This is a genomic window from Nostoc sp. LEGE 12454, from assembly GCF_056620565.1.
On record NZ_JBWQXL010000056.1, the window covers coordinates 23,876 to 41,131 of the forward strand.

General features: G+C 40.0%; 18 protein-coding genes. 5 read left to right on the top strand and 13 right to left on the bottom strand.

Features of this window, described 5'->3' with window-relative positions:
* Positions 1-44: 44 nt before the first annotated feature.
* Positions 45-1,322 (top strand): GAF domain-containing sensor histidine kinase, encoded by a 1,278-nt coding sequence (locus AC1F2U_RS30860; RefSeq protein ID WP_480264599.1) that lies wholly within the window; start codon positions 45-47, stop codon positions 1,320-1,322.
* On the opposite strand, the gene AC1F2U_RS30865 is transcribed toward AC1F2U_RS30860, so the two are convergent.
* The 13 genes from AC1F2U_RS30865 to AC1F2U_RS30925 all read right to left on the bottom strand — a co-directional run bounded on the left by AC1F2U_RS30865 (position 1,276) and on the right by AC1F2U_RS30925 (position 13,531).
* Positions 1,276-1,488, bottom strand: a complete 213-nt coding sequence (locus AC1F2U_RS30865) for a hypothetical protein (RefSeq protein ID WP_143854180.1) — start codon at positions 1,486-1,488, stop codon at positions 1,276-1,278. The genes AC1F2U_RS30860 and AC1F2U_RS30865 overlap by 47 nt on opposite strands.
* Before the next feature lie 32 nt (positions 1,489-1,520).
* The gene (locus AC1F2U_RS30870; RefSeq protein WP_333783394.1) at positions 1,521-1,808 is read right to left on the bottom strand and encodes a mechanosensitive ion channel domain-containing protein; all 288 of its coding nucleotides are present in this window, start codon (positions 1,806-1,808) and stop codon (positions 1,521-1,523) included.
* Positions 1,809-1,862: 54 nt separating this feature from the next.
* Positions 1,863-1,997, bottom strand: a complete 135-nt coding sequence (locus AC1F2U_RS30875; RefSeq protein WP_480264585.1) for a hypothetical protein — start codon at positions 1,995-1,997, stop codon at positions 1,863-1,865.
* A gap of 37 nt (positions 1,998-2,034) precedes the next feature.
* Positions 2,035-2,412 carry a LapA family protein gene (locus tag AC1F2U_RS30880; RefSeq protein WP_179069740.1) on the bottom strand — a complete coding sequence of 126 codons (378 nt, stop codon included), beginning with the start codon at positions 2,410-2,412 and terminating at the stop codon, positions 2,035-2,037.
* Positions 2,413-2,444: 32 nt separating this feature from the next.
* A complete protein-coding gene (locus AC1F2U_RS30885) occupies positions 2,445-2,702 on the bottom strand; it encodes a hypothetical protein (protein ID WP_143854181.1) in 258 nt (85 codons plus the stop codon).
* Positions 2,677-4,248, bottom strand: a complete 1,572-nt coding sequence (locus tag AC1F2U_RS30890) for a Na+/H+ antiporter (protein WP_480264600.1) — start codon at positions 4,246-4,248, stop codon at positions 2,677-2,679. Before AC1F2U_RS30890 ends, AC1F2U_RS30885 begins: the two co-directional genes overlap by 26 nt.
* Before the next feature lie 138 nt (positions 4,249-4,386).
* Positions 4,387-5,394 (bottom strand): mechanosensitive ion channel family protein, encoded by a 1,008-nt coding sequence (locus AC1F2U_RS30895; RefSeq protein WP_480264586.1) that lies wholly within the window; start codon positions 5,392-5,394, stop codon positions 4,387-4,389.
* A 166-nt stretch (positions 5,395-5,560) separates the two neighbouring features.
* Positions 5,561-7,156: a mechanosensitive ion channel family protein gene (locus tag AC1F2U_RS30900; protein WP_480264587.1), complete on the bottom strand. Its 1,596-nt coding sequence runs from the start codon at positions 7,154-7,156 to the stop codon at positions 5,561-5,563.
* A 382-nt stretch (positions 7,157-7,538) separates the two neighbouring features.
* Positions 7,539-8,549 (bottom strand): DUF389 domain-containing protein, encoded by a 1,011-nt coding sequence (locus AC1F2U_RS30905; protein ID WP_480264588.1) that lies wholly within the window; start codon positions 8,547-8,549, stop codon positions 7,539-7,541.
* 398 nt (positions 8,550-8,947) lie between these two features.
* Positions 8,948-10,282: a two-component system sensor histidine kinase RppB gene (rppB, locus tag AC1F2U_RS30910; protein WP_480264589.1), complete on the bottom strand. Its 1,335-nt coding sequence runs from the start codon at positions 10,280-10,282 to the stop codon at positions 8,948-8,950.
* Positions 10,283-10,324: 42 nt separating this feature from the next.
* Positions 10,325-11,059 carry a two-component system response regulator RppA gene (rppA, locus tag AC1F2U_RS30915; protein WP_094352095.1) on the bottom strand — a complete coding sequence of 245 codons (735 nt, stop codon included), beginning with the start codon at positions 11,057-11,059 and terminating at the stop codon, positions 10,325-10,327.
* 503 nt (positions 11,060-11,562) lie between these two features.
* On the bottom strand, positions 11,563-11,925 hold the full coding sequence (locus tag AC1F2U_RS30920; RefSeq protein WP_094352096.1) for a hypothetical protein: 363 nt from the start codon (positions 11,923-11,925) through the stop codon (positions 11,563-11,565).
* A gap of 31 nt (positions 11,926-11,956) precedes the next feature.
* Entirely contained in the window at positions 11,957-13,531 is a 1,575-nt protein-coding gene (locus tag AC1F2U_RS30925; RefSeq protein ID WP_094351924.1) for a GMC oxidoreductase, read from the bottom strand.
* 914 nt (positions 13,532-14,445) lie between these two features.
* Here AC1F2U_RS30925 and AC1F2U_RS30930 point away from each other — a divergent pair.
* The 4 genes from AC1F2U_RS30930 (at position 14,446) to AC1F2U_RS30945 (ending at position 17,189) form a co-directional block, all read left to right on the top strand.
* The gene (locus AC1F2U_RS30930) at positions 14,446-15,351 is read left to right on the top strand and encodes an SMP-30/gluconolactonase/LRE family protein (RefSeq protein WP_480264590.1); all 906 of its coding nucleotides are present in this window, start codon (positions 14,446-14,448) and stop codon (positions 15,349-15,351) included.
* Positions 15,348-15,914 carry a DoxX family protein gene (locus AC1F2U_RS30935; protein ID WP_480264591.1) on the top strand — a complete coding sequence of 189 codons (567 nt, stop codon included), beginning with the start codon at positions 15,348-15,350 and terminating at the stop codon, positions 15,912-15,914. Before AC1F2U_RS30930 ends, AC1F2U_RS30935 begins: the two co-directional genes overlap by 4 nt.
* A gap of 151 nt (positions 15,915-16,065) precedes the next feature.
* The gene (locus AC1F2U_RS30940; protein ID WP_480264592.1) at positions 16,066-16,500 is read left to right on the top strand and encodes a hypothetical protein; all 435 of its coding nucleotides are present in this window, start codon (positions 16,066-16,068) and stop codon (positions 16,498-16,500) included.
* 50 nt (positions 16,501-16,550) lie between these two features.
* Positions 16,551-17,189 (top strand): phospholipase D-like domain-containing protein, encoded by a 639-nt coding sequence (locus AC1F2U_RS30945; RefSeq protein ID WP_480264593.1) that lies wholly within the window; start codon positions 16,551-16,553, stop codon positions 17,187-17,189.
* The last annotated feature ends 67 nt before the right edge of the window (positions 17,190-17,256 follow it).

Here is a 17,256-nt window from a genome sequence, read left to right on the forward strand (position 1 = left end):
TTTGATTTTTTAACTTATTTTGCTAAACCATGCAACAAGCATCCATGAGCAAAGCCGATGATGAAGAAATGTTGTTGCAACAGCCTTGGCAGAGGGAACGGCAGATAATAGCACGTTTGTCCTCTTTGAACTATCGCACTGGTGAGATAGGTAGCTATTTACATAATATTGCTTGTGGAGTCAGCGAACTGATTGCAGTTGATTGGACGGTTGTTACCTTTTGCCAAGAAGGGTTTGAAACTATTCTAGCGAGTAGTCTGGAAATGTCCGAAGATACACCTCGTGTTTATGCACTGCATGGTAGATTGATTGCTACAGTTATGCAAATTGGGCGCACATTAGCTGTTGAGGATGCTGTGGCTAATCCAGAATATGGTAAACCTGCGCCAGGTTACCCTGCATATTTAGGTATACCCTTGCAAACTACCGAAGGTCAAGTCTTCGGTACTGTTTGCTCTTTTCATCGGCAAGCAAGGGAATTTACCAAAGAAGAAATCCAAATTGTGGAATTGTTCGCTGAACGTGCTGCTACTGCCATCGACCATTACCATCTTTACCAGCAGCAGTGCCAATTTAATCATATTCTGGAGACTGAGGTAGAAAAACGCACCGCAGAACTACAAGCAGCCCAAGCCAAGCTTTTAGAACAGGAACGGCTGGCAGCTATTGGTGAATTTGCGGCGATGATTGTGCATGAAATTCGCAATCCACTAACAACGATGATTATGGGATTGAAGTATTTTAAGAAAACTGTTCTGACTGAAGCGGCTCTTGAGCGATTATCGTTGGCACTTAGTGAGGCTAGTCGGCTAGAAAATCTGCTGAGTGAAATTTTGCTTTATGCCAAACCCCAGGTGTTGCAACTGTGTGAATTGGATGTGAATGAATTTATTTGTGAATTACTGATGCCAATGTGCGAGATGCCAGAAGCGCTCTCACGGCAAATCGAATTTATCCCGGCGTTACCTAGAGTCAAAATCTTAGGAGATAAAGATAAGCTAAAACAAGTGTTTATTAATATTGTTCGCAATGCTTGTGAGGCAGTCTCAGCAGGAGATGTGATTAAATGGGAAGTGGATAGTTCGTCTCCTGATAAAATCTGCATTAATGTCTGCAATGGTGGTGAGCCAATTCCTTCAAAGGTTTTGTCAAAGCTAACGCAGCCGTTCTTTTCCACAAAACCAAGCGGTACTGGGTTGGGGCTTGCCATTAGCAAACGTATCATTAATGCTCATGGTGGAGAATTATCCATTGAGTCTGACACCGTGACAGGTACTAAAGTGAGCGTTCAATTACCTGTGGTTGTTCTTGGGAGCCTTTAAACGGATGGTATTTTTGACGGCTGGAGCAAATGAAGACAGAACCTAAAGAGTTTACAATTTTGTGTAAGTTGCGATCGCTTAAATAAGGCCCCCATCTGCGCCAATGGGCTATGTGATTTTGGGCTTCTGCTAATCTAATTTCTTCTTGGGTTGGAGTTGTCATCATCTCACCCCGTGCATATCTGCACTTTAGTTGAGTTAATTTGCTATATTGAGTATCACGTTTTTATCAAAGATAGGGCTGATACCGCACTCCATGATGGTGGTACGGAGAATACTGATATCTATCACGTCTCCCCTAATTCCTCCAAGTAAAACTCTGTCTCCAGGCTTATAAAATTGACCGAAAGAAATAGCAACCCAGCCGGCAAAACTGGCAATTACCTCTTGCAAAGCAAAAGCGACACCAGCACCAATAACCCCGAAAATAACTGTTAACTGGCGGAAGTTGTCGCTAAATATACTTGCAGCAAACAGAAAAATCAACCCATAGCCAATGAAGTTAATTGTCTTGCGGAGGTGATAGCGGGTATCATTATCCTAAATGTAGCGGGGTACAGAGTTACTTAAGGCGCGGACGATGAGAGTGATAACTAAAATAGCTATGCAGACTTGGATAAGTTTTTCCACTGTTGGGTCTTTTAGCCAGTGTTGAATTATATTTATAAAGTCCATTGCAACCAACCCTGATAATTTGTTTTGATAATAAACATCATTCAAGATAGGCATCTGAAGAATAATTTGACGATGCGTCTTGAGGTAAATAGTGTTGTGGTTGTGTAGATTGCAGCACCTGAAGTTGATTGTTTGCTTCTGTTAGTTGACGATTGAGGTCTTCAATATCGTCGGTCTGTTGTTCGATTTTCCGCATGAGTTCAGACCTTTTTCTCATACCTTTGATGGCTGAAAATAATGAGATGATGAAGCCAAATAACACGCCAAAACTAAAGGTAAGCAGAAGTATTAGCGCCATTGACAAGTCTAGCGATCGCCACACTAAAAATTGTACTGCTACCGGGGCTGAGTTTTGCAGTGCGAAAGTCACAGCTGCGATTGCGATCGCTAATGCTAATAAAGTCAGTATTCGCATGGTATATCTCCACCAATTGATTTAGTTTAGTATTATTGCTGAGTTTCCGCAGATTCTTTGCCATTTGATGGATTTAATGGACTGTCGAGGGAGGAAAGGCGAAATCCCGGTGCTTTGTAGTCTTTGGATAAGTAATTTTCAGGAATGGTAATTTGATTACCATCCCGAATTGCTGAATAATGGGGAGAGGATTTGAGGCTGTGGAAGACGATTAAAACTGTCAAAATATTGTTAATTGGCGATCGCTTACCATGCAGTATAGACTTATTCCTTCCCATCTGCTCTGTCATAGTTTGTTTGCAAAAAAGGTGACAGTTCTTTATTTAACTTACCTGCGCGGACAAACTCAGCGTATGTATCAGCTTCAATTGCCAGCAATTCCCCTCGCAGTTCTTCGGTTGAAAATTCTTGCAAATTTGGGTATTCATCAAGTAACTTGTCAATTTCTTCTTGCAAAAAGGTAATTTCTCCTGAAAGCAGCGTCTTCTGGTAGCGATAAAACTCTGGCTCAATTCCCGGACGGTTTTGTGCTGTTTCTAAATATTCCAGCGCCCTTTGGAGAGCAACTTGACGGGCAATTGCTTCGGTGTATTGTTGACGTAGCGGTTGCGAACCTAAAAGTTGGAGTTTTTCTAATAATGGTTGGATGGTTAAGCCCTGTACTAACAGGGTAAATAAAACTACTCCAAATACAGTGGCAATAATTTCTTCCCTTTGCGGGAGTATGGCTGGTACACTCAAAGCCAGAGCAATGGAGACAGAGCCGCGTAGCCCACCCCACGTCAATACAGTTTGTTCAGATAAAGGAATTTCGGATTTAGCTAACCAGTTGCTAAGATTACTTAAAGCATAAATAGATACTGCCCGTGCCACAATCATCGCCACAATTGTGACTGCAATACTTTTTAGGTTATCTCCTAAGACAGCAAAGCGAATTTGATCGCCAATTAAGAGAAAAACAATCGAATTTACAAAAAAAGCTAGAAATTCCCAAAATTCAGTAACAATGATCCGTGTGCGCGGGTTCATGCCAATGCGTGAGCCAAAGTTGCCCAAAATTAAAGCTGTGGTGACAACTCCAATCACTCCAGAACCACCCAAATATTCTGTTATTAGGTAAGTGCTGTAGGCAGAAACCAGGGTAAGAGATTGTTCTACTAATGGTAAGTCGAAACGTTGTGTTAGATAGGAAATACCAAACCCAATTAATCCTCCAATGCTGATACCAATGCCTACTACTTGAAAAAATTCTAATAAAGCAGACTGTAAATCAAGTTTGGCAGTACCTAACGGCAAAGCAACTAATAAGCCAAAAGCCACAACGGCCATACCATCATTAAATAAACTTTCTCCTTCCATCAGCGTTCTTAGACGTTTGCTTGCTCCTAGTTCCCGAAATAGAGCCGTTACCGAAACCGGATCGGTTGCTGATAGACTAGCTCCAACTAATAGAGCAATATTCAGTTCAAGTCCAGCGAATTGATGAAGACCGAGTGCCACTCCAGCAATAGAAATTATTACCCCTACTACTGCATATAAACAAATAGGTAACAAATCCCGCTTTAAGTCTGACCATTTCAAATTCCAAGCAGCTTCAAACAGCAGTGGTGGTAAGAAAATCATCAGAATCAATTCAGGAGAGAGATTAACCAATCGCACATTTACGAATGCTAACCCTAATCCCACTATGACCAGTAAGAGTGTATAAGGAATGCGGCGAAACCAACTAAAAATTTGTGGTAGTGTTGCTACACCCAATGATACAGATAATACTAGTAGAAATTGCTTGAGTTGTTCTGCAATTACAACTTCACTTGTGGTAGAATCTAAGACCATTAAGGGATTCCAGTTAAATAGAATATTTAGCATGAATTAAAGAGTTTTAAAATTATTTTTTAATCGAACCACAGAGGTAATAGAGTTGCCAGTGCATTGCGTGGAGCTGATCCCACAAATTGCTTATCTTGACATTTCTCATTGTTCGTTGATTTGAGCATCTACCTTACCGTTGTCATCTTGTGAGGAGCGCTCTTGAGCAAGTAACCTGAGTGAATCACCAATGTTGCGGGGTTTTGGTACTTTGCCTTTACCAGATGGCCAACCTTCACGCTGACGGGAGCGATCGCCATCTATCTCTTCTGTCTGGTCATGGAGTAAAATTTGCTGTGTGGGAAAGGGTAAATCGATGCCGTTTTCAACTAACGTTTTCTTAATTGTAGAAAGCACCTTGTCCCGTGAGGCGAGGTCATCTGCACGTCGTGGCGGGTTAATCCACCAACGAACGCGGATATTAACGGTACTTTCGGCAAGTTCCATGAGCAGCACATCAGGTGCAGGGTCTTTCAGTATTTCCGGCACACTATGCAATGCTTCCAGCATTAACTCCTTGGCTCGGTCTATATCATCGCCGTAACCAATACCGACATCATACTGTAGTCGGCGACTGTCAAAGGCAGTGTTTACAGTTACCGAATTAGTGAACAATTCTGAGTTAGGAATGACAATGCGACGACCATCGTAAGTTCTAATTGTTGTCGCTCGTGTCTCAATATTTTCTACAGTCCCTTCAAAATCTTTAAAAACTATTTGGTCATTGATTTGGAACGGCTCTGTCAAGAGAATCAGAATCCCAGCCAAGAAGTTTTGTAGGATGTCACGAAAGGCAAAGCCGATCGCTACGCCGCTAATCCCCAGTAGTTGTATCAAATCTCCGGCTCGAAATGTCGGTATTACAATCGACAAAGCAACAAATAGCCCAATTAACAGTATTGTACCTTGCGCCAAGCGTCCCAGTACTAGTCCTAGATTCCGAGCTTGATGGCGATCGCGAGTCAATCGTTTAACTACTCTCTTAATCGCTCTAGCCACCGCGAAGAAGATTGCAAAGACAATCAATGCCAGCACGATATTCGGCAGTAGGACAATGAATCCGTTAATCATTCCCTGAACTCTGTCCCAGAGTGCCGATATATCTGCATTCATGATCTTACTTGCTTAATTAGTCAATCTTAATAAGAATATAAAAATATCCTGATATTGAACTCCACCTTTAGTTAGTTTTTCCTATCTATAAATAGGATGAAAAAACGGTCAATAATCTTCTTTTTTTACATTTTGAATGTTTACCATTTTTTTGGCAGGTGTGATCTCAAGTTGCTGTATCATTGTATCCCTTAGCAGATTCTTCAGATAGTCGCTGTAAAGCCTTCTCTATTTGCGGAGAAAGTCCCAAAGTCCCAGAACGCAAATGCAAGTCACGCTGAGGAAAGGGGATTTCTATTTGCCGCTTGCATAAAACTTCATAGATGGAAAAATATAAATCACTCTTAATTAAAAACTGTTTGTGAGGTTCTGCTGTCCACACCAGCAACTCAAAATTGAGAGCGCTATCACCGAAACCTTTAAAAAGTACTTGGGGAGGAGGTGTATTTAAAACATTAGGATGGTCTTTGGCTGCATCTAGTAATGCTTCTTTGACTAAATCAGGTTCCGCGCTATAAGCCACGCCAACAGGTAAATGTAAGCGAGAAACGGGATTACGGTGGCTCCAATTTATCACTTCAGTTTCTAAAAGACGTGAATTAGGTACGATGATGGAAATATGGTCGAGAGTTCTGATTTCCGTACTGCGGGCGCTGATACGCTCGACAGTGCCATGCAAATCTCCTACTTCGATAAAATCACCTACCTGAATTGGACGTTCCAAAACTAAAATCAAACCACTACCGAAATTTTTTGCAATATCCTGGAAGCCAAAGCCAATCCCAATACCCAAGGCGCTAGCTAAAATTGTCACAGAACTGAGGTCGAGTCCCCAAATTTGCAGCAAGACTATGCTACCAACTACAATCAAGCTGTATTTCGTTAAAATGGCGATCGCCTCTTGAGCGCCTCGGTTAATACCTGCAACACTTAAAACACGGGAGCGCAGGATATTAGTCATGGTTCCAGCAAAGATTATTAAGGCGAATAATAAACTCACTAGAATTAGCAGGTTGATTAAAGAGTAAGAATTGTTGCCCAGAGTAATAAATTGAGATGTGAAACTAGAATTTAAAATATAGGTGATTTGATAGCTCCATTGACGAGTGTAGGGAAATAAATTAGTGATATAAATAATAGTGCTTGCCCAGATACCAGCACGGATAAAGAAGAGGATTAAATCAAATAGTAATGCTAATCCTTTGGGTAAATCAGCATTTATAACTTCTGCATTTGCATCATTTAATTTTCTCTGTACAATTCCTGAAATCCTTTTTCTGAGCAATCCAAGGAACCAGGAGATAGCAAATGCTCCCAGCAAAATACTTACAGACAATATGGAGGTGTTGCGAATATATTGCGAACTTCGCTCTGCTTGAGATTGTTGTAATACTTCCTGAATTTGTTTAGCCCAAAGGGAAGCCTGTTCATCAGGTTTGCTGCCTGGTAAAGTATCATTTTTAGTGACAGTTAGCAAATAGCGATCGCCCAATAAAATCGTTGGTAATTGGTTACGTTCTTCAATTTTTACCTGAATGGCTTTGTCAGATTTTACCGCCTCCTTTAGTTGTAAATTGATTAAGTTAGCTCGTTCTTTGGCGCTAAATTCACCAGACTCACTGACTTGAAAAATCTGGTATCCATCCACAACTACAGCAACTTTTGACCCAGTTTGTGCCATTCCCGGACTCAACCACAAACCAATCACTAGCAGAATTACCACTAAGTAGAAAAAGGAAAAACGTAGAGAACGACGCATCATAATATACTCAAACCAATTTATATTTGATATCTAACTATACCAAGTTGTCAAAGTTAGTATTGTTTGGCATCTGGGCGATGCTAGAGTATTTCCCCAAAGATTTGGATACAGTGTTCATCCTGTGTCGTTTTTCAATTCTACATAGTTACTGGAGATTCCACATAAATATTAGGCTCTTGCATAACAAATTCAATTCCAAATGATTTTAATTTTTTGGAAACTTTTTCATTCGCCAATTCTAGTAATCGCTTCCTTAATTCCAGAGAATTTTCCCGGATTGCAGTACAATAATATCTGTATAGCAGCAATTCTCATTTAGGATTGCTATACGTCTGTAGAAGAGTTTAGAATAACGCATACTTAAATTCGGTCGATATCTATCTTATTTGTGAGGAGAATCTGATTTTTCTGCTCTGACTTCTTTCACCTGACTAACTTCAAAAATTAGGGAAAAACGTTGCCCAGTTTCTTTTTCAAGAAACGCTTCTAAAAGACTTACTTGCTTTGATGTTACAGGTTCTTGTGCGCTAACACTCAAGCGAACTTGAGGCGGATTACTCAGCCAATTAGTATCTGTTTTCAGTAGTTCCAAACGTTGAAAAGTTACAGTTCGGTTCAGCAGTGCCTTCCTCAAATGGGTTTCGAGTTCTGCTTGTCTAACTAATCGGGTAAAGCTCACAGTTAAAGGTATCAATAAAGCACCTGTTAACGCCAATGCCCATAGCAGCGCTTTTTGGGCGCGATCGACAGGAGAATAGCCGGTGAATAAAAATGTCAGCATACAAGCAAGGCTAATACCCAAAAGGTTCGTTAGGTAGAGCAAAGTCGCTCCTAAGCTGAGTGACAAGTTAAATTTTGCTAGACCTAAACCGATAACGCAAATTGGGGGCATAAGGGCAACAGCTATTGCTGTCCCTGCCACACTAGCAGAGATTTTTGAATTAACCTTAGCGTAGCCACTGATATACCCTGCTGCGACTGCAATACCCAAATCAAGCAGATTAGGTTTGGAGCGAGATAGCACTTCACTGCCGAAACTAGGTAGATTAACGATCCAACCGATACTGCAAGAAATTAAAAGTGCTAGTAATGTGCCTAAGAATACTGCTATTACGCCTTTACGAAATAGGTTAATATTTCCAATTAATGCACCAAAGGCTAAACCTCGAATTGGCAACATTAGAGGTGCGATAATCATTGCGCCGATAATTACAGCAGTGCTATTGGCAAGTAGACCAAATGTGGCGATCGCACATGAGCCAATAATCAAAATCAAATATGTTGCGTCGAGACTAGACTCTTCCAGCAATTCATGTACCAACTGTTTGAGTTGTGATGGTTCAACCCTTTTGCGCTTAAAACCCCTAAAGCGATCGCGAATATTATTTATCAAAACTCCTCCAAATCAAATGGTTTTAGCTTCTGGATTTTAAACAAAAGCTTTAAGTAAGTCGGTGTAATTAAAGCTAACTGTCATTAGTCATTAGTCATTAGTCATTAGTCATTAGTCATTAGTCATTAGTCATTAGTCATTAGTCATTAGTCATTAGTCATTAGTCATTGGTAAGGGTTTTAAGCATATTTATGTTTTGTAATACAGCGGATTTCAAGTTAGTGAAGTACACAAACTAAGTCTCAAAGCCAGGTACAAAGCCTGTTTTACTCCTGAATTCTGACTCCTTAATTCTGAATTCTGCTGTATAATTTGGTTTATTCCCACCAACTTACTTAGCATAGAATATCGTTATCAAGATAAATAATGCACTAAATAGCAACATTTATTTCCAGAAATCACGATGAAAGAGGAAGTCGAACTGTAAATGTACTACCTAGCCCAGGTTGACTTTGAACGTGAATATTGCCTTTATGCGCTCTGGCGATCGCTTGAGCTATGGCTAATCCCAAACCCGAACCGCCAGAGGTGCGAGAGCGGTTGCGATCTACTCGGTAGAAACGATCGAAAATTCGCTGTTGATGTTCAACAGCAATACCAATTCCTGTATCTTCAACTTTAATCATGGCGTAAAGTTCACTCTTTTCTAAAAAAACCGTGACTTTTCCACCGCTAGATGTAGCTTGAATTGCATTGGCAATTAAGTTGGAAATTAAGCGATAAAGCTGTTCTTCATTTCCTGTCACATACAGTTTTTCTGAGACTTGCACCTGTTTAGAGAGATTTACTTTAGTTTCTACTGCCAAAAATGCTAATTCCTCAATTAAGTCGCTAATTAAATCATTCAAACAGCAAGGCTGATATTCTCCTGTTAGTTGTTTTTGATCTATCCTCGTTAATAACAGCAAATCTCCAACTAATTGTGATAAGCGCCGATTTTGGCGTTTGAGTACATCTAAAATGCCCCCATTGGATTTTGGTTCTTGCTGTAACTTTATAGCAGCTTCAATAGTAGAATACATGGCTGCTAAAGGTGTGCGAAACTCATGGGCAGCATCAGCAGTAAATTGTTGCATTTGTTGGTAGGAAAGATATACAGGTTGCATTGCTCTTCCTGCCAACCACCAACTAGATAAACCAACGAAAATCATCGAAATTGGCAATCCTAATACCAAAGCTAATCTTAAATAAACCAGATGTTGGTCTAAATCAGTGATACTACGCGCCACTTGTAGATAACCCGAAACCTGGTTTTGAGTATACAAAGGTAAAGTGATTTCGCGGTATCGAGTGCCAGAGTCATCTGTTAATATTTGCCAATGCTCTAATGCTGAGGTAATTGGAAAATTGTCAAATTCTATGCCTCCACTAGCAAAAAGTTTTCCTGAGCGATCCAATAAGCGGATATAGTAATTAACTGGATTCGCCGCCTCTGTTATTGATTTTTTAATAGCTGTTGTTTTAGGCAAACAATTTGTCTGAGCCACACATAATTCTAAAGAAAATTCTTTATTCAGGCGTTGTAATTGTCCGGGTTGCTGCCAAGCTGGTTCAATACTTTTATGGAGTGCATTTGCGACTGATTGCAATCCCTGGTCTATAGTTTCATAGTAGACATGGGCAACCACACTATAAACCCCCAAACTAGATAGCCCTAAAATACCGCCCATGACGAGGGTATACCAAGCTGCTAGGCGCAACCGAGTCTGGTGAAAGATGGGATTGCGTTCCATATTTTTATAACCTTGGTGAAAGTGTCGCTGTCTTAGCAGAAATCATCTGCTTATTTCCGCAGCCGGAATATTGAGACGATAGCCCACACCATAAACAGTTTCAATTAAAGATTCGTTCTCTTCTTCTCCTAATTTGCGTCTCAATAAGCGAATTTGCGCTGCTACGACATTGCTAACTGGTTCTGCACCAATTTCCCAAAGCTGATTAATAATTTGGTCGCGGCTGACAATTTGGTTAGGATGTCTCATGAAATATTCCAACAATTGAAATTCCTTGACAGTTAAAGAGAATACTTGATTTTCACCGTGACCATACTGACGAGTAAGTTGATGAGTGCTGTAATTGAGCGTCAGGCAACCTACTTGTAAGCGTCGGGGTTGGACTTGAGGTGTCAGCGTTGTTCCTACGTAAGAGGATCGCCGTTGTAATGCCCGCAATCTTGCCAGCAGCTCTGCCATATCAAAGGGTTTAATTAAATAATCATCTGCACCGCTATCTAAACCGATAATCTTTTCTTCCATTCGGTCTTTAGCCGTTAGCATTAATACAGGTAGAGTTAATTGGCGATCGCGCAACCATTTACACAACTCTATCCCCGATACTCCAGGCAGCATCCAATCAAAAATCGCAAGTGTGTACTCAGTCCAGCCAGTTTCTAAATATTGCCATGCCTGAGTACCATCTAGAAACCAGTCAACTATATACGCCTCATGGCTCAGGACTTGTTTTATTGCTGCACCTAAATCTGCTTCATCCTCAACTAATATCAGCCGCATAGTCAACCCAGTGCTAAAAGCCTTATTTAAATACGCTTTCACAAAAAAGTGAAATAATTATGAAATTTGGATTCTACTTAAGACTGATGTCTGCATAGTTTTGAAATCCATACAAAAATGAAATTTTGTGGACAAGTCAGTATTATTCCTAGAGTGTGTGAACCACAAGTGATTGAGTTGAAAGTTGAATAAGGAGTTATAGCAGTCGCCAAAGGTGTTAGGACAAGTTTATTAAAACGCAAAGGGGCGCAGAGTTGAGCGCAAAGTAACGCAGAGTTTATTTCGGTGTTTTCGCTACGTGTACTAAGCCTCCTATCCGTTGCTATAAATGCCACGATGACTGCAATTAGTTTCCCCACACAATTTACAAGAGACAGTTGAAGTTGGAATTTCAAGCGAGTTTACTCAAGACAAAAGCAGCAATAAATCCCAAAAACCCGCTTTTAACCAAAGTGGAAACATGATTAATTCGTAATTCGTAATTCGTAATTAAAATTTTTGGCTTAGGTAGCTTGCATTTTTTCACCTTGAGGTTTTGATAGTGCTTGTAATTCTTCCCAAGAATAGTGAGAGGGTAGTTCAACGGGTTTATGATCGGCTCCTAATCCTAAGCCTACTGTTGGTTGGAGTTCTTCAATCAATTGCTCGGTGTATCCTACCAGTTCATTGGCTGCAACTCCAAGTGCGATCGCACCCGCAACTCCACCAATTGCAGCACCAACTTTACCACCAATTGAGCGGCCTAGTGCGGCTCCAGCAATCCCGCCTCCTACAACTCCCAATCCCGTCGTAATAGGATGAGTATTAGAGGATGATTCTGGAGAGTTTTGATTTTGCGTTTCTAAATCAGTCTGTCGATCGTTCATAAATTTGTCCATCCTAGAAATAATAAACTTTCTACTTCAAACGTTCAGCTAGATGAGCGCCAACACGCAACGCATTTGCCATAATCGTGAGTGTAGGGTTAGCACCGGAATTTGACGGAAAGAAGCTACTATCTACCACATAGAGATTATCGACATCATGAGTACGGCAATTGATGTCAAGGACTGAGGTTTTGGGATCTGTGCCAAATCGACAACTACCGCATTGATGAGCAACTGCTTGTTCTGGTATATGAGTGCGCGGATAAATGCTAAATGGCAGGACGTGTTTCGCTGAATGCGGAATTGATTTGAGTACAGATGTCCAGCGATGAATTAAGCGATCGCTTGCTTCGATATTGTTCAGTGTATAGTCAACATGAATCTTATCGCCCACCACCCGAATCCGATTATTTGGATCTGGTAAATCCTCTGTTTGCAACCACCAGCCCACCGATCGCTCGGCCAGCAAATGGCGCTCAAAATGAGGAATCAGCTTGACAAATGGAGCCATCAGTGGTGGTGCTTCTCCGGGAATCATATCAGCTAGGACATTACCTGTATTCTGCACCATGCCCATCGGATAAGGAAAATCTGGCTCTCCCCAGTAAAAATCGTTGACAGCGATGGTTTTTTGAAAGTTGGCGTGATTCACTTCTAGATGTATGGAAACTATGGCTGTTTCCAGTTGTTTCATGAAATTCCGCCCCACTTGATCGGAACTATTTGCTAATCCGTTGGGATGTTTGTCATTAGCAGAGCGCAACAGCAAAGCAGCTGAGTTGACAGAACCACAGGCAACAACCACAATATCGCTTGTGAACCAATGTTGCTCTCCTCCAATTTCAGTTTCTACCTTTGTCACTTCTCGCCCCGACTCACTGGTATGCAGCCGCAAGACTTTGGTATTAGTTAAGAGAGTAACATTGGCATACTTTTCACGAGCCGGACGAATGGCGTTGACATCAGCATCGGCTTTTGCTTGTACTAGACAGGGGTATCCGTCAAAAGTATCGCAGCGAATGCAGGGACTCTTGGTGCGATCGCTTTCATTAAGCTTTAATCCCAATGGTAAATGAAATGGGTAGTAACCCAGTTCCCGAATGCCATCAGCAAGAGACTGCATATCTGGCTCATGACTCACTGGCGGATAAGGATATGGTTCGCTACGAGGTGGTTCGGTAGGGTCTTCTCCTTCCTGTCCATGCACGTCATATAGCTTTTCTGCTTGGGTGTAGTATGGCTCAAAGTCTTGATACTTCAAAGGCCATTCTGGAGAAATTCCTTCTTTATAAATTACCCTTTCAAAATCTCGCTCCCGGAATCGAATTAGGGCTGCACCGTAGAGTTTGGTATTGCCACCAACCCAGTAGCCTGTCTGAGGCTTAAACGCTTTACCTTCCCTGTTATACCACTGCTCATCAGTATGGTAACGATGTTTTTGATAGACTTCCTCTGGATTCCAGTTAGCTTTCTCTCTCGGTAAAAAGTCGCCTCTTTCTAGCACTAGAATTTTTTTACCTGTGGGTGCAAGACGGTGAGTTAATGTACCTCCACCGGCTCCTGTACCAATAATAATGATGTCGTAATGTTCTGTGATGCTAGTCATAATTGATAATTAGTAATTTCATATTAATTACGGTTTAATTTCTTTGATGCCGTCAAGTAATTTGGCAATATTTTAAGTTAATTTATAAATTTTATCAAAATTTAAATAGCTCTAAAGACAGATTCTTATGCTTAGACTAAAGCTTTAATTACAATATTGCTTCTCTCTAATGGATTAATATTTATTTATGCCTAAAGACAGGTTAATATTTCATTTTAATTTCATTTTTTATTTCTATTGTATGAATTAGCTATGTAATCTCTTTACAAAAATAGGAAATAAATTTTGCTTGGCATTTTTGATGAAGCTATTAATTTGATGTGTTAAAAAATATTTAATTTTAAAAATGAATAACTTTATTTTGAATAAAAATAGTCTTTTGGTGCAATCTATACAGCACTTCCCGAAGTTATGAGGTACACTAATCGATCGAATTATCGTTGATCTGTGCTAATAGTCTGTCAAGTTTAAATTAATAGGTAAGAAAGTTCGTAGTAAGGACTTCAGTCCTTATTTTCTAAGCACTAAAGTGCTTACTACAAACTTTTCATTACTAGCTTGAGAGACTACTAATAGCATCCCAAGTATCTGTACCTCATAGCAGCAGGAAGTGCTGTATCTATGGTTCAATGTTAATAGAAATCAATAAAGTAAGAATTAGCTTTATAATAATTAACTTTAATATTGTATTTAGTAACTGATGAAAACAGCTAGAAACTTTACACTCAGTACCGCAAGCCGGAAGTCAAAAGTATTATGGAATCAATTTTTTAGGGGTTTTAAATGGTTGCTCTATTTCCGCCGTGGCGTACTCAGTTGGTTACACGATATTAAATATACATCTATAGTATTTTAGTATTAATTTAAACCTGCTATTTATCGTCAGTAGCCAAGTTAAATAACAGGAGATTTCTATGCCTGAAGCCATTGAGATTTATGACGATCGCCTCCTTGCTATTGTACGCCCCGGTGCTTTACTCCAGGAGCTAGCCAACGGTGCAGTCCATAGCGAGGGGCCTGTTTACTTCCATGAAGATGATAGCGTTGTGTGGAGCGATGCTCACGGCAACCGCCTGTTGCGGTGGAGTGCCACTGACAATGTGACTGTCCTACGAGATCCATCTGATTACCAAAGCGGTAATTACCGCGACTTAGAGGGTCGTCTGGTTGCCTGTTCCTCTGGTTTGCGTGCTATCATTCGACGCGAAGACAATGGTGAATGGAAGGTTTTAGTCGATCGCTACGACAACAAACGCCTGAACAGTCCAAATGATTTAGTAGTCAAAAGTGACGGTACAATTTGGTTCACCGATCCGCCTTATGGGATTACCGAGCCAAACCAAGGTTACGGGGGCGAACAAGAACAACCCGGAAGTTACGTCTATCGCTTTGACCCTGCAACAGGTGAGATTTATCCTGTAGTAACAGACATGGTGCGCCCGAATGGGTTGGCTTTCAGTCCAGACGAAAGCCTTTTGTATGTTTCAGATACAGCTGCGTTTAATATTCCTGGGGGGCCTCATCATATTCGCGTCTATGAAGTTGTGGGCGATAGCTATGTAAAGAATGGGCGTGTATTTGCAGTCATTGAGCCAGGACAACCGGATGGACTGCGGGTTGAGGAACATGGCAATGTTTTTACTAGTTCTCAAGACAGTGTGCAGATATACGCCCCTGATGGAACTCGCTTAGGAAAAATTTTTGTACCGGAGACATCAGCTAACCTGACTTTCGGTGGTAAGGAAAGCGATCGCTTATTTATCACAGCCGGTCATTCATTATATGTTATCGACCTTAATACCCGTGGTGTACAACTATGATTTATCAATTTGGGTTGGGTGTAGCGTTAAGCGCAGCTATTCCGAAGAAACTCGCTTTTTTCCTAGCTGCATTTAATTTCCCACAGCTAAGTCCACACTTGTTAAGTTCACTTTCTCCTGTGTATCCTGACGGATTTCCAGGATTAGCACTTTTACTTCTCAGAGTTAGCCTTGGCTGGTTGTTTATACTACACGGCTATCCTAAGATAACGCATCTTCGACGGTGGGCTGAGTCTCTAAAAACGCCTGTCTTTCTTTGCTTTTTATCAGCTGCATCGATGTTAGGTGGCGGAATTTTTCTGATTATTGGATTCCTCACACTCTTAGCAACTTTGCCCATTCTCTGCTCAATGATTTTTGCGATATATTTGCACATCTCTGGAAGTAAGCCTTTTGTAGCTCAAGATCCATACTTAATTCCTCAAGAACAGTATCAAGGTGCTTTAGGACAAGGTGAACCCCCAAGTTGGGAAAAGGCTTTTATGTATTGCGTCATGCTGATTGCGATCGCAGTTTTAGGCCCTGGTGCTTATTCGCTCGATGCTTTGATTTTTGGAAGTTGAGTTATTTTCTCGTTAACAAGGACATAATGTTAATGTGATCTGTTGACGTTTAGTGTCTCGCTAAGTTATCAGTAAGACTGTATTTCGATATTAACTTTTTTTAATCTAACACAAAATTAGATTACAATCTTTGCACAGATAGGTCTGATAGATGTATCCACAAGTTCTTGCAGCCATTATTGGAGTTACGTCAGCACTTTTTGGTACTGTTATAGGAGGTTATATAAGTTATTTTACAAACAAAAATCTTAAAATTAAAGAGTGGCACTTATCTTTGACAAAAGAAGATATGACTATTCGCAATAAGGTTTATTCTGATTTTTTAGGTGAAGCGAATAGACTAATACTTTTTTCAATAGAAGAAAAAGCTAGTAGCATTAAAGAGTTTGATTCACTAATCAACTATTTTTCACAAGTTGAACTTTTAGGAACAGAAAAAGTAATTGAGCAAGCTAAAAAACTAGTTGATTGTGTACTGGCTGGTAATACCCAATCTACAAACAAGCAAAACCAAGACTTCAACCATGAAAAAAAATACTTTATTGAAGCTGCAAAAGATGAGCTTTCAAAGTTGAGAGACAATTAGTAATTTATCCTATAACTTACGCAGTAAACTTTAGTTAATAATTTATTGTTATGAGTATTAAATTGATATATCACACAGATATAAGTATCAATGGTGGAATTTCACCTTTTGATCAAGCAATTCATCAAGTCAGTAATAGTGAAGAACTGCTAATAGCTTGTCCATACATTGATATTAGCTATGTCGAACTTTTCTTACACAAGTGCAAGAAGTGGCGTATTGTTTCTGACATAGAAGCTTGGCTCAGTGCTTTTCAGGGTCAATCAAGAGAAAATATAATTCACTTTATTGTCGAGAATAAATTAAATATCCATCATTATAAGAATTTACATGCAAAAGTTATAGTTGGCAAGCATCTGGGCTTGGTGGGTTCTGCAAATTTTACTAAAATGGGTATTCTTGAAAGAGTTGAAATGTCAATTCTAATAGAGGAAAAAGAAAATATCAAAGAACTTATGATATGGTTTGATAAACTGTGGAATAAAAGTGCAGAGATTGACATAAAAGAATTAAAAGATTACGCACAAGAATTAGTTAGAATACAATCCCTACATAAAAATCCAAGTAAAGCTTTAACATCTAAGTCTCCAACTATTAAAGCAAAAATGTATAATTATGATAATACAGATAATAGACCTCTTGCAAAAGTCGCTCAGGAAGATTTTATTTTGGGGAGACAAAGCTCATAATTGTAGAGAGCAGCAATCAGATTAAACCTTAAACTAAATCTTTTTCGGCGATTTCTATAAGTAAGGG

Excerpts from the sequence above, each read along its gene's own strand:
- AC1F2U_RS30860 (WP_480264599.1), top strand. The coding sequence starts at position 45 with ATGAGCAAAGCCGATGATGAAGAAATGTTGTTGCAACAGCCTTGGCAG.
- AC1F2U_RS30865 (WP_143854180.1), bottom strand. The coding sequence starts at position 1,488 with ATGATGACAACTCCAACCCAAGAAGAAATTAGATTAGCAGAAGCCCAA.
- AC1F2U_RS30875 (WP_480264585.1), bottom strand. The coding sequence starts at position 1,997 with ATGGACTTTATAAATATAATTCAACACTGGCTAAAAGACCCAACAGTG.
- AC1F2U_RS30880 (WP_179069740.1), bottom strand. The coding sequence starts at position 2,412 with ATGCGAATACTGACTTTATTAGCATTAGCGATCGCAATCGCAGCTGTG.
- AC1F2U_RS30885 (WP_143854181.1), bottom strand. The coding sequence starts at position 2,702 with ATGACAGAGCAGATGGGAAGGAATAAGTCTATACTGCATGGTAAGCGA.
- AC1F2U_RS30890 (WP_480264600.1), bottom strand. The coding sequence starts at position 4,248 with ATGGTCTTAGATTCTACCACAAGTGAAGTTGTAATTGCAGAACAACTC.
- AC1F2U_RS30895 (WP_480264586.1), bottom strand. The coding sequence starts at position 5,394 with ATGAATGCAGATATATCGGCACTCTGGGACAGAGTTCAGGGAATGATT.
- AC1F2U_RS30900 (WP_480264587.1), bottom strand. The coding sequence starts at position 7,156 with ATGATGCGTCGTTCTCTACGTTTTTCCTTTTTCTACTTAGTGGTAATT.
- rppB (WP_480264589.1), bottom strand. The coding sequence starts at position 10,282 with ATGGAACGCAATCCCATCTTTCACCAGACTCGGTTGCGCCTAGCAGCT.
- rppA (WP_094352095.1), bottom strand. The coding sequence starts at position 11,059 with ATGCGGCTGATATTAGTTGAGGATGAAGCAGATTTAGGTGCAGCAATA.
- AC1F2U_RS30920 (WP_094352096.1), bottom strand. The coding sequence starts at position 11,925 with ATGAACGATCGACAGACTGATTTAGAAACGCAAAATCAAAACTCTCCA.
- AC1F2U_RS30925 (WP_094351924.1), bottom strand. The coding sequence starts at position 13,531 with ATGACTAGCATCACAGAACATTACGACATCATTATTATTGGTACAGGA.
- AC1F2U_RS30930 (WP_480264590.1), top strand. The coding sequence starts at position 14,446 with ATGCCTGAAGCCATTGAGATTTATGACGATCGCCTCCTTGCTATTGTA.
- AC1F2U_RS30935 (WP_480264591.1), top strand. The coding sequence starts at position 15,348 with ATGATTTATCAATTTGGGTTGGGTGTAGCGTTAAGCGCAGCTATTCCG.
- AC1F2U_RS30940 (WP_480264592.1), top strand. The coding sequence starts at position 16,066 with ATGTATCCACAAGTTCTTGCAGCCATTATTGGAGTTACGTCAGCACTT.
- AC1F2U_RS30945 (WP_480264593.1), top strand. The coding sequence starts at position 16,551 with ATGAGTATTAAATTGATATATCACACAGATATAAGTATCAATGGTGGA.